This is a genomic window from Metabacillus idriensis (assembly GCF_050483325.1).
Lineage (GTDB): Bacteria > Bacillota > Bacilli > Bacillales > Bacillaceae > Bacillus_P > Bacillus_P idriensis_A.
Genome location: NZ_JBCMYF010000041.1, coordinates 1 through 12210 on the forward strand (window position 1 = coordinate 1; position 12210 = coordinate 12210).

General features: G+C 39.6%; 14 protein-coding genes. 7 read left to right on the forward strand and 7 right to left on the reverse strand.

The features are described 5' to 3' along the window. Positions 1–176 precede the first annotated feature (176 nt). Positions 177–362 carry a hypothetical protein gene (locus ABEQ24_RS22125; protein ID WP_430008782.1) on the reverse strand — a complete coding sequence of 62 codons (186 nt, stop codon included), beginning with the start codon at positions 360–362 and terminating at the stop codon, positions 177–179. 120 nt (positions 363–482) lie between these two features. Here ABEQ24_RS22125 and ABEQ24_RS22130 point away from each other — a divergent pair, with 120 nt between their 5' ends. Both ABEQ24_RS22130 and spxA read left to right on the forward strand, forming a co-directional pair. Further along, complete coding sequence (locus ABEQ24_RS22130; protein WP_430008771.1) at positions 483–1061, forward strand: GNAT family N-acetyltransferase; 579 nt, start codon at positions 483–485, stop codon at positions 1059–1061. Positions 1062–1343: 282 nt separating this feature from the next. After that, positions 1344–1745 carry a transcriptional regulator SpxA gene (gene spxA, locus ABEQ24_RS22135; protein WP_070879181.1) on the forward strand — a complete coding sequence of 134 codons (402 nt, stop codon included), beginning with the start codon at positions 1344–1346 and terminating at the stop codon, positions 1743–1745. A gap of 34 nt (positions 1746–1779) precedes the next feature. Here the strand turns inward: spxA and ABEQ24_RS22140 are convergent, their stop codons facing one another. Next, complete coding sequence (locus ABEQ24_RS22140) at positions 1780–2454, reverse strand: TerC family protein (RefSeq protein ID WP_430008772.1); 675 nt, start codon at positions 2452–2454, stop codon at positions 1780–1782. 321 nt (positions 2455–2775) lie between these two features. Between ABEQ24_RS22140 and mecA the strand changes: the two genes are divergently transcribed. From mecA to pepF, 5 genes are all read left to right on the forward strand, one after another. Next, a complete protein-coding gene (gene mecA / locus ABEQ24_RS22145; protein WP_430008773.1) occupies positions 2776–3447 on the forward strand; it encodes an adaptor protein MecA in 672 nt (223 codons plus the stop codon). Positions 3448–3537: 90 nt separating this feature from the next. Further along, the gene (gene cls, locus ABEQ24_RS22150) at positions 3538–5061 is read left to right on the forward strand and encodes a cardiolipin synthase (RefSeq protein WP_430008774.1); all 1524 of its coding nucleotides are present in this window, start codon (positions 3538–3540) and stop codon (positions 5059–5061) included. Between the two features lie 112 nt (positions 5062–5173). Continuing rightward, positions 5174–6367: a competence protein CoiA gene (locus ABEQ24_RS22155; RefSeq protein WP_430008775.1), complete on the forward strand. Its 1194-nt coding sequence runs from the start codon at positions 5174–5176 to the stop codon at positions 6365–6367. Between the two features lie 64 nt (positions 6368–6431). Continuing rightward, positions 6432–6590 (forward strand): hypothetical protein, encoded by a 159-nt coding sequence (locus tag ABEQ24_RS22160; RefSeq protein ID WP_430008776.1) that lies wholly within the window; start codon positions 6432–6434, stop codon positions 6588–6590. A gap of 78 nt (positions 6591–6668) precedes the next feature. Beyond that, positions 6669–8486 carry an oligoendopeptidase F gene (gene pepF / locus ABEQ24_RS22165; protein WP_430008777.1) on the forward strand — a complete coding sequence of 606 codons (1818 nt, stop codon included), beginning with the start codon at positions 6669–6671 and terminating at the stop codon, positions 8484–8486. A gap of 234 nt (positions 8487–8720) precedes the next feature. Here pepF and ABEQ24_RS22170 read toward each other — a convergent pair whose 3' ends face one another. From ABEQ24_RS22170 to ABEQ24_RS22190, 5 genes are all read right to left on the reverse strand, one after another. Beyond that, on the reverse strand, positions 8721–8879 hold the full coding sequence (locus ABEQ24_RS22170) for a hypothetical protein (RefSeq protein ID WP_430008783.1): 159 nt from the start codon (positions 8877–8879) through the stop codon (positions 8721–8723). 340 nt (positions 8880–9219) lie between these two features. Next, on the reverse strand, positions 9220–10101 hold the full coding sequence (locus ABEQ24_RS22175) for a ClpXP adapter SpxH family protein (protein WP_430008778.1): 882 nt from the start codon (positions 10099–10101) through the stop codon (positions 9220–9222). Beyond that, complete coding sequence (locus ABEQ24_RS22180) at positions 10098–10508, reverse strand: hypothetical protein (protein ID WP_430008779.1); 411 nt, start codon at positions 10506–10508, stop codon at positions 10098–10100. Before ABEQ24_RS22180 ends, ABEQ24_RS22175 begins: the two co-directional genes overlap by 4 nt. A gap of 380 nt (positions 10509–10888) precedes the next feature. After that, positions 10889–11503, reverse strand: coding sequence for a lytic transglycosylase domain-containing protein (locus tag ABEQ24_RS22185; protein WP_430008780.1), 615 nt, complete (start codon positions 11501–11503; stop codon positions 10889–10891). Positions 11504–11505: 2 nt separating this feature from the next. After that, entirely contained in the window at positions 11506–12105 is a 600-nt protein-coding gene (locus tag ABEQ24_RS22190) for a CYTH domain-containing protein (protein ID WP_430008781.1), read from the reverse strand. Positions 12106–12210 lie beyond the last annotated feature (105 nt).

Here is a 12210-nt window from a genome sequence, read left to right on the forward strand (position 1 = left end):
TACTAATGTTAGTATGTTTTCTATGATTCCACAAAACCGGGATTCAACATGAAAAGTCTCATCAAATACCGTCTGAAATTCCCGAAAACGAATAGCCCTGCATTGGATTAAGAGGGTTCTACATGAAATTTAATAAAAAAAAACCGATCGTCTGGACCGGTTTCTTTCATTAATTACTATCTCTGTCTGCCGCCGACTTTTCGCCATCCAGCCTGCGTTTTTAAAGTATGTTCAACGTTTTCATTTTTCTTTTTGCCGCTGAAGATGGTTTCCCCGATTCCATTTGTTATGACACCCATTAAAGCTGTTATTCCAATGACCAATGCAGCAACAAGCAAAAAATCGAACGCATATTCAAACAAAATCTTCACCATCCCATTATTTTCTTATAATTTTATAGTAGCTCATGTTTAACACTAAGGAAAGAGGGTATATCTAATTTAGAGAGAAATGAACGTTAAAAATGTGCAAGGAGCGGGTCAATGAACTGGTATGAGAAGTTAAATCAATATTTTCCTATAGAGGAAATGAAGTCTAAAGAACATATCGAAACTCTTTTGAAAGAGCGGGGTGATATTTATCATAAAGATGAAGGAGAACATCACGTACTTATGTATGCCGAATTAGAAGATTTCATCTTTATTGACTACTTGTTTGTATCGAAAAAAGCGAGAGGGCAAGGTCTTGGCCATAAGCTGATTTCAAATTTAAAAGAGATTGGAAAACCGATTATACTAGAGGTGGAACCCGTGGATGAAGATATTCTTGATACGGGCAAGCGCTTAAAGTTCTATCAGCGAGAGGGATTTCAGCATGCAAAATCAATTGGGTACAGAAGAAAGTCGCTTGCTACAAATGAAGTGAATGCAATGGAAATTCTTTATTGGTCCCCTGAAGATGCTTCTGAAGAATTAATATATGAAGCCATGAAAAAAACATACTTAATGATTCATACTTACAAAGATAAAGAATTCTATGGAAAAGAGTATCAGGATGTTCAGGAAGTATTATCCATGCAGGATCAGGAGAATCAGAAAGATATTTTCGATAGCCTGGATTAATTGAGAATAAGATCTCCTCATTCTGAATGGTGGATGAACCTGAATGAACAAGATGTTAGAACAATTTTGATTAAATAGTAAATAAGATCCGTCAATTTTTTACGGAATTGTAACTGTTTTGTCAAACATTTGTATTTAAAAAGTATATACTTACTTACTTTTCTATAGTATAATTCGTTATAGATATTACTTAATTGTAGTCATTTCAATTTAAACACAAAGTAATACTAATTACTAATATAAGCAATCTGCTCATTTTACACAAAAAGGAGTGAAAGGTTTATGGTAACGTTATATACATCACCAAGCTGTACTTCTTGTCGTAAAGCAAAAGCATGGTTAGAAGAACATGAAATAGCATATACAGAGCGCAACATTTTTTCTGAACCATTGTCAGTTGATGAGATTAAAGAAATCTTGCGCATGACTGAAGATGGAACAGATGAAATTATTTCTACCCGTTCAAAGATCTTTCAAAAATTGAACGTAAACGTTGAAACAATGCCTCTTCAAGATTTATATGATCTGATTCAGGAACATCCAGGTCTGCTCAGACGCCCGATCATCATTGATGAAAAGCGATTGCAGGTAGGGTACAATGAAGATGAAATCAGACGCTTTTTGCCTAGAAAAGTTCGCACGTATCAGCTGCGTGAAGCACAGCGTTTAGTGAATTTCAGTTAATGAATCATTACCCATAGAAAACCTTCCTTATCAATTAAGGAAGGTTTTCGTTTTTTTCAATGCGCTGATAAATCATGCCTGATAAGATTAAAAATAAAATGAGCAAATAAGGGAGCATAACACCCATGCTCGGATGAGTATGGAAGATTGGCGCGAGCTTGTGTTCATGGATGATCATTTTGCCTGCAGTATAAGCAAGCATTCCTCCTCCGATATAAATGAGGGCAGGATATTTGTCCAGAATTTTCAAAATGAGATTGCTGCCCCAGATCATAATCGGAATGGAGATCAACAATCCGATGACGACCAGAAATGTCTGGCCGTTGGCTGCCCCCGCCACTGCAATGACATTGTCCATTCCCATCAGCATATCAGCAAGTACAATAGTCTGAACAGCTTTTCTCAAGGAAGAATGACTCTTTATTTCTCCTTCCTTTTCCTGTGTTCCTACAATTAAATGATACGCGATGTAGAGGAGCAGGATTCCGCCAATCAGCTGGACAAAAGGAATCTGGAACAAGTAGACAGCTACGGAAGTAAGCAGAATGCGAACCCCGATTGCGAAGACCGTTCCCAAAATAACTGCTTTTTTCCGCTGTTTAGGAGGAAGATTTCGGCTTGCCATGGCAATAACAATCGCGTTATCTCCTCCAAGGAGCAAATCAATGCCGATAATCATAATCAAAGACATGAGAAATTCCTGTTCCATTTAAGTACCTCTTTCCCTGTTATAGACTGCTCGTACCATATATATGAAGAGAACTTTGATTTATGAGCCATTCTATATAGGTAAATAACTGTTTTTGTAAATTCAAGGTTTTTTTATTTCATTCGGAGCTGTTTTATCATAAAATAGGAGTACAAGAATCTTGAAAGGCAAGTCTCATTTTCAAGACAAGTTTTATAAGCTAATGATGCGTTGCGCTGACGATTAAATAGCTGCTGATTTGGGTAAAGTGTAGAAAAGTGCAACTTATTTAGGGGTTTAGTTGTCCCTTCAACATCATATATAGAAGGGAAGGTTGTAAAGATGGAGATAGAACGTATTAATGAATATACCGTAAAGTTTTATATTTCATATCTTGATATAGAAGAACGCGGTTTTGACAGAGATGAAATCTGGTACAACCGCGAAAGAAGTGAAGAGCTTTTTTGGGAAATGATGGATGAAGTCCATGACGAGGAAGACTTCATGGTGGAAGGGCCGCTGTGGATTCAGGTTCAGGCTCTCGACAAGGGTTTAGAAGTCATTGTTACAAGAGCTCAGCTTTCAAAAGACGGTCAGAAGATTGAACTTCCATTGTCTGAAGATAAAATGAAAGAACTGCCTGTCGATGAGAACATCGAGTCTATTCTTGATCAGCACTTCAATGATGATCTTGACGACAAAGCGGACGGTTCCGCTGAGGAAGAAGAGCAGCAGCTGCAATTCCTGATAAAATTTAATGATTTTGAACATATCATTGCTTTAGCCCATGTACCTGTGAGCGGCTTTGTCAATTCACTGTACTCACTGGATAAAAACTACTATCTGTTTGTAGAGTTTGATGAGCAGCATTCGGATGAAGACATTGAGAATATGCTTAGTATCATACTGGAGTATGGACAAGAATCGCGCATGACAATTCACCGCGTTACGGAATACGGCAAGGAAATTATTGCGGATGAAGCTCTTGACGTTGTTAAGAAACATTTTAGCTAAACAGGAAAAAATGCCGATTTCATGCAGTTGAAGTCGGCTTTTTTAAGCATTAATATATGACAGAACCTTTTTAAAAGTCAGGGGTAAAACATGAAAAATACGGTTCGAGTGCTCTTATTTGCCATTATAATTGGTTTTTTCATCTACATCATTCAAAATTTTACGGGCAGTATTTCAAGTGAATGGATGATCACTGCTACAACTGTTCTTTTTACTTTTTCAATTATTTTTATTGGGTTTGTTATATTCCTTGAAAACCGCAAACCATCTCAAACCATTACATGGCTTGTTGTTCTTGGAAGTTTCCCGCTGATCGGCTTTTTGTTTTATCTTGTATTTGGCCGTAATGTGAGAAAGAAGAAGTTATTTGACCGAAAAGCGCTGGTCGATGAAAAAATCATGTTTGAAATTGAAGGCAATCAATCGACTTATGAGGATAGAATTGATTTAATGGGTGATCATCAGCAAATGCTCTTTAATCTTGCCCACCGGCTTGGACATACTCCCATCTCATTCGCTACAAGAACGAAAGCATTAACAAATGGCAATGAGACATTTGGTCACATTTTCGGCGAAATAGAGAAGGCCGAGCATCACATTCACCTTGAATATTATATAGTCAGACATGATGAAGTCGGCTGCAAATTAAAAGATGCTTTGATTAAGAAAGCAAAAGAAGGCGTAGAGGTTCGCTTTTTATATGATTCGGTCGGAAGCTGGAAATTATCAAAGACTTACATAAAAGAAATGCAGCAGGCAGGCATTGATGTTGTTTCCTTCCTCCCTGTGAAAATGCCTTTCTTAAATAACAAAGTCAATTTTCGCAACCACAGAAAAATCATCGTCATCGATGGAACAGTCGGGTTTGTCGGCGGTTTAAATGTCGGTGATGAATACTTGGGCAAGAATGAGTATTTCGGATTTTGGCGTGACACTCATTTAATGGTATGGGGCGAAGCTGTCCGCACGCTGCAAATGATTTTTCTCCAGGATTGGTATTACATGACGGGTGAAAATATTGTGAAAAAGGAATATATGACTCCCTCGGTTCAGCTTGAAGAGCATGAGGGCGGCGTTCAGATTATCGCCGGAGGACCTGATAACAAATGGGAAGTCATTAAAAACCTGTTCTTTTCGATGATTACATCTGCCAAAGATTCCATCTGGATTGCATCACCTTATTTCGTTCCTGATGAAGATATTCTTTCAGCTTTAAAGGTAGCTTCATTAAGCGGTGTGGACGTGAGGCTTCTCGTTCCAAAGCGGCCGGATAAAAAGATCGTCTTTTATGCTTCAAGGTCTTATTTCCTGGAACTGCTTGAAGCGGGAGTGAAAATTTACGAGTATGAAGAAGGCTTTATGCACAGCAAAATTGTGATTGTTGATTATGAACTTGCGTCTATTGGAACAGCAAACATGGATATGAGAAGTTTCCATTTGAATTTTGAAGTTAATGCTTTTCTTTACCGGACAAGAAGCACACAAAAGCTTGTAGATGAGTATGAGCGTGACCTTAAAGTATCCCATGAAATCATTATGGATGAATTCAACAAGCGTCCTTTCAGGCAGAAGCTTTATGAATCAATGTCCAGACTGCTTTCACCTCTGCTTTAATAAGAAAAGACATGCCGATTTAGAAAACGCGGCGTGTCTTTTTTATTCCTTAATAAGGGAATTTTTTATATAATAATGAAGATAATCATATGATTGGAGCTGATGCAAAACAATGTTAGCTGCTAAAAATGCCAATGGAACGATGATGAATCTTTCGGACAAACAATGGGATGCAAGGACCCTCATGCAAATAAGAAGAGAAGAATCATTCTACTGTCCTGTTTGTGAAAATCCGCTTGATTTAAAGATTGGGAGCATTAAAGTTCCTCATTTTGCACACCAAAAAAATAAGGCGTGCACCATGGAAACGGAGCCTGAAAGCGAGTACCACCTGAATGGAAAGCTCCAGCTGTATAAATGGCTGCAGGAACAAGGTGTACTAAGTGCCAAGCTTGAACAGTACCTGCCAAGCATTTCCCAGCGTCCCGATGTCCTCTTTAAGAATAAAAATAGATACACAGCTATTGAATATCAATGCTCAAGTATTCCTGCTCCTCTTTTTTTAAAACGAACCAGCAGCTATAAACAAGCCGGTATCGAAGCAATGTGGATATTAGGTGCCAAAAAAACGGCAAGATTAAGCAGTCACACTTTTCGCATCTCTCCTTTTCAATGGCTGTTTACAAAAACAGGCGAAACTCCGCTTGATCCGCCCATTATCTATACTTACTGCTCGGAACTGCACGCATTCCTCATACTTGAACATCTTATCCCTTTTTCAAAACAAATCTTCTTCGCCATTCCAAGATATTTGCCGCTAACTAAAGCATTTGTTTCTGATCTTCACTCTCCAAAAACACTCTCCATTACACCTTATCTTTCAAAATGGATTCACCTCATCAAATCACACCGGTTAAAACCGGCCTGTCATCTTCCGCGCGAGATGATTTTGCTTCAGAAAGAACTTTATGAAAAGAAGCAGATTCCGCTGTCCAATCTTCCTCCTGAAGCTTTTCTTCCTATCAAAACGGGGTATCTGATTGATTCCCGCATCTATCACTGGCAAACCAAGATTCTATTGTTCATAGATCAAATTCAGAAACATTCCCTTTTTACTCTTGAAGAAATGACCCGGGAAATAAGAATGGACTCATGTATTAATGTACGTGAACTTTCTCATTTGAAAATACTTCCAATTTCTGCGCCGATCCTTGAATATTTAGAAGCATTATCACATATGGGAATGCTTCAGCGTGTTCATAAAAACAAATATGTCAAACAGAGAGAAATCATATGGCAGAGTACTACAGCTGATTTATTAAAGAGAGATAAGTTGGTTATAAAGCTATTTGCTCAATCTAAATGATTTGTATGAACAGCGTAAAGTCGAAGCAACCTATGGAAGAGAGATTATGAATGGAGGAATGATTATGTTTTATAAAAAAAGACGGAAAAGCAATCTGTTTGATTATACGTTGACAGCTGTCAGCACAGGAGCCATTGCATGGCTTGTGACAAAGTCGATGCGCGAAAATGGAGAGAATGATGTCGACAGCCGTCATGACCTGTCTGATATGCAGGGAAAATAGCAAGACTCTTAGATTGATTTGCAAGAAAATATAGAATATTATTGGGGTAATCATGTTTAAAGGGGGAAATAGATTGCTATGGCAGAACAAACAGCCGTAAAAACATTGCCTAAACGAAGTGACATCGCTGTTGAAGATACATGGAGACTAGAGGATATTTTTAAAAATGATGAAGCCTGGGAAGCAGAGTTTAAAGATGTGAAAGCTGCCTTACCCAAAATTGGTGAATATAAGGGCAAACTCGGAGACTCAGCAGATGCTTTTCTAGAAGCACTTACCTATCAGGATGCTTTGATGGAAAGGTTAGGAAAGCTTTATACATATGCCCACATGAGATACGACCAGGACACAGGGGATTCCCACTACCAGGGTTTAAATGACCGTGCTTCAAATCTGTACACACAGGCAAGCAGTGTCTCATCCTATATTATTCCTGAGATCTTATCCATGGATGAAGCAAAAATCAAAAGCTTCTTAAAGGAAAAAGAAGAGCTTAAGGTATACAGTCATACGCTGGATGAAATTAACCGCCAGCGCCCGCACGTATTAACTGCTGAGCAGGAAGCCCTGCTTGCACAGGCTTCAGATGTATTGGGATCATCAAGCAATACTTTCGGCATGCTGAATAATGCAGATCTTGAATTTCCATCTATAAAAGATGAAGACGGCGAAGAGGTGGAAGTAACCCACGGCCGTTATATCCGCTTTTTAGAAAGCGAAGACCGCAGAGTAAGACAGGATGCGTTTAAAGCTGTATACAGCACATATGATAAATACAAGAACACATTTGCAAGCACCCTTAGCGGCGCGGTTAAAAAAGATAACTTCTACGCAACGGTAAGAAATTATCAATCAGCACGCGAAGCTGCTCTCAGCAATAATAATATTCCTGAAGAAGTGTATGAGAATCTCGTTAAAACGGTCAACGATAATCTCCACCTGCTTCATAAGTACATTGAGCTCCGCAAAAAAGTGCTTGGACTTGATGAACTTCATATGTACGATCTTTTCACACCGCTCGTGAAAGACGTGAAAATGAAAATCCCTTATGCTGAAGCAAAAGACTATTTGCTCAAAGGGCTTGCTCCGCTTGGAGAAGATTACTTGGCAATCTTAAATGAAGGCTTTGAAAACCGCTGGGTCGATGTTCATGAAAACAAAGGAAAACGAAGCGGTGCCTATTCATCTGGAACATACGGGACAAACCCTTATATCCTCATGAACTGGCAGGATAATGTCAATAATCTCTTTACACTGGCTCACGAATTCGGCCACTCCGTACACAGCTATTACACAAGGAAAGCTCAGCCTTATCAGTATGGACATTATTCAATCTTCGTAGCAGAAGTAGCTTCTACATGCAACGAAGCGCTGCTGAATGACTATCTGCTGAAAACGATTGATGATAAGAAAAAACAGCTGTATCTATTAAATCATTATCTAGAAGGATTCAGAGGCACAGTTTTCCGTCAAACCATGTTTGCTGAGTACGAACATACCATTCATAAAAAAGCGCAGGAAGGCGAACCGCTGACGCCGGATCTATTAACGCAGCTCTATTATGATCTAAACAAAAAATACTTCGGTGAACACTTGGCAGTCGACGAGGAAATTGGCCTTGAATGGGCAAGAATTCCTCACTTCTACTACAACTATTACGTGTATCAGTATGCTACCGGTTTCAGTGCGGCAACTGCACTCAGCAAGCAGATCCTTGAAGAAGGAGAGCCTGCGGTTGAACGCTATCTGGAGTTCCTCAAATCAGGAAGCTCGGATTATCCGATTGAAGTTCTGAAAAAAGCAGGCGTTGATATGACATCACCGCAGCCGATCGAAGAAGCATTGAAGGTATTTGAAGAGAAACTGAATGAGATGGAACAGCTTTTGTCAGAGTAAATAAGAAGAATGCAGCCGTGCCGGGCTGCATTCTTTTTGTGTGTTCATTGGAGGGAACCGTACAGGTCTGCGAGAATAAAAAAGCGGAATGCATCTATAGAATGCTGTCAGTCAGAACACGAATCGGCTGGACATTCATCGGATGCCCCTAATAAAAATGATAATCCTGCAGAAATAGCTAATACAAGTTCAGGCAATTCTATGCTGTTGTTTAAACAAGCTTCAGCGCAGCGGCTAAAATCCCTTAAATGTTTTCCGGTGATTCGCCAAATAAAGCGTCATGAAAATTGCTATAAACAATAGCGGAGAAGATATCAGCAATGGAAACATCTCCATTAAACCGAGTATATTAAGAAAGAAACTAATAATCAGCAAAACGGTACTGATAACCAGGGGAAGGCTGCTTTTCAATGTAAAATCCTCCTTGTTTGTCCTTTCTAAAAAATATGAAAGACATCCTCTATTTATGTTTGTGACAAATTTGTGAAATGAATTTCTATGGGTTGTCATAAGTCGACAATATCTGATATATTATAGATGTGAAATTAATCACAAACAAACATTTACCCCTTTGTTTGACCGTGAAAAATTTCTCCCATCCCCTTTGTTGTCGTTAAGACATACAGAAGACTCCGTATTACCCGTGCGGAGTCTTTTTAAGAATAAGAAAGTAAACGTTTTCAATTAAAAAGAAAGAGATCCGGTACCGTTTCCTGTACCGGATCTCTTTCTTTTATCCAATGTATCTCCAGAACGTACCATGCTTTACCGGTACGCGCTCTACCTTTTGAGCAAGCAAATACTTTTTCATTTCTTTTTCCGCATCATCTGGCGTTAAATTATATACAGATGCAATCTCAGCTGTAGCAACAAATTGAAAGTGGCTTAAAAAAATTTCAAGCGGCGGAGCCTGCGATGGCTTTGGAACGTCGCCAAGCATTTCTGATAAGATGCCTACATACATTTCATAAGGATAATATCCGCTGATTTTCAGCCCTTCCTGGTCGACATTCTGATTAAAGAATGTGAGTGTAGGGTTTTCCTGAACGTCCATTTCAGCAGAAATTTTCAAATCGCATTGCAGCGCTTTTGCGGCACTGGCGGAATGAAGATCCTTTACAAACTCATCTGTATCAAGGCCGACCTCTCTTGCTATTTCAACAAGAACTTTTTCCTCTGCTATATTCTTCGTTTGAAGAAACAAGACTTCCTGAAGCTTTCGCAAGTAGCGTATTCCTGATTTTCGCCCTTGCAGCTCTGCCGATTTTATCGCAAGCGAAGCTGCAAATGGAGATGATATTGAACTTTCAGACTTGAGGATTCCATCACAGGACATCCCTGTTAAACTGGCTGTTTTTTCCCATGCCTGCGCAAGATTAGCGGGATTTTTCCGTTTTATCTGGTTCAGCGTTTTAATTCGTCCGCTGATGATAGGTTTTAACGTGAAGAATCTTCCGTATTCAATCAGCAGTTTCTTGATGATCGGTTCAAGTGCCCAGCAGTCAGGGCAAAGCGGATCGATGAACATATAGATTTCGAGCGGTTTTTTTGAATGGCCTTGACAGTGAGAGAAAAATGGTGCGGATTTTTGATTCTCACTGTGCTGAATCGTCATTGCGAAGCTCCCCCAGATTTATGTTTTTCATCTGGAGTATTCACCATGTGCTGGGCTGTCAGTTCCAGCCGTTCAAAAAACCATACCCGAAATCGTTCATCAAGTTCTAAATCATCCATCGCTTCTGCCATGCAGGATAGCCACGCCTCAGCTCTTGCTGGCGTAATTTGAAAGGGCAAATGTCTTGCCCGAAGCATAGGATGTCCATGTTCTTCTGTATATAAAGACGGTCCGCCTAAGTATTGCGTTAAAAATTGTTTTTGTTTTCTAGCTGTTTCCGACAAATCATCAGGAAAAATCGGAGAGAGCAGAGGATGCTTGTGCACTCTTTGATAGAAGGCATCAACCAGCTGCGAAAGTGCATCTTCCCCAATCGCTTCATATGGTGTTGCAAATTGATCAGCCATGCCTGTGATCTCCTTTATTGATAAGATAAGCTTATTGTAACAATTGACCTGCCATTGCTCAAACAAACTGCTTTCAAAGATAAGTTGTATTAGTATGTTCTTATTATATAAGCCAAAATGAATTTAGGCGACAGGTACATATCTTTAAGAAAAGAAAGTATAAAATTTTAGCTTCGATGGTGAGCGGAATCTCTCAGGCTCCTCGGCCAGAACGGATCCGACAGTATCGGGAAAATGATCCAAACCTTTAGGCCCCGTATCAGTCATGCCTGCGCTAAAAGGGCGCTTGCGCTTTTCTTAGTATATGTCCTGACATGTGTTCTATGAAATAAAAAAAGAGCCGATTCAAAGCGTTAACCGCTTTTGAATCGGCTCTTTTTTTAAGCAAAATAAGAAGCAGTAATTTTCTTTACATAGTTTTGAGTTTCTTTAAAAGGCGGAATGCCGCCGTACTTATCTACATTTCCAGGCCCTGCGTTATAAGCTGCAAGTGCAAGAGGTATTTCGCCGTTGTATTTCGTCAGCATCTGCTTTAAATACTTTGTTCCGCCTTCAATATTCTGAGCCGGATCAAAAGAATCCATGACACCAAGAGACTGTGCCGTTTTTGGCATCAGCTGCATAAGTCCCGCAGCCCCTGCTGCACTTCTTGCATTAGGGTTAAAGCTGGACTCTTGGGAAATGACAGCTCTTATCAGTTTTTCATCCACGCTGTATTTAGCTGCCATTTCAGAAATGATGTTGTCAATTTCCTTGCTGTCTCGCGGTATCGAAGAGGTAATTCGGACATTTACGTTTGCAGGGGGCATTTGCAAAGGAACGGCTGCCTGCTTAACTAGGGGCACGGCATTTTCAGTCTGTCCATCAACATAAGACTGAAAAATCTCTTTGAACATAGAGACAGAAGAGGACTCTTCAGCTTCATCGGTATCCGTTTGGGACAGGCTGCGTAAAGCCTGAAGCTGCATCATTGCTTTCATATGGTTAATTTCCACTCTTAAAGCTCCTTCTCATTATCAATCTCACGTTTATGATCATAAAAACGTTTAATTTTGTTTGGTGTGTTTCGCAAAGGAATCTGCAGGGAAGCAAGCAGCTCGCGAAAAGCAAGCAGTCCTTCTTCTGCATTCAGGACTTCATACTCAATCTCATAATCCTCTTTATTTATATATCGGCTGTGATCAAGAACAATTAACCCATCTTTATAGGTTTTCTCTGCTCGATTTGTGGATAATGTTCCAAAGAAAGAAATGTTTTCAGAATGAATTCCGAGTGAGTGAATCTGTTCTAAAACTTTTCCTTTAGGAAGGGAAGAAGCTGGCGAAATAAGCTCTGAAGCTTGTTCTGCCGTGATTTCCTGGTGAGTTTCAAGCAGGCCGACAGGTGCAGGTTCTTTTAATGTAAGGACGTACCGGCCGTTTTTATAGCGAATGCGTAAGGCAGCCCCGCGCTCTTTAAGGTGAAATTCAGGTGTATCAAAATAATGATTATCCTGGTCTTTAAAGTCATGATCAGCGATTTGAAAAAAATCAGCCAGCCGGGAAAACTCTTCTTTCGTAAGCAGATTCTTATATTCGATTTCAATTTCCTGGGTCATAGTATGAATTTCCTTTCGGTTATCAGATAAAAAGGACTAAGGTTTGCGTGTCTTTTTCAGTTCCACAAGACGGAGATTATGCCAGAACGGCTCCGTCTGTAAAGG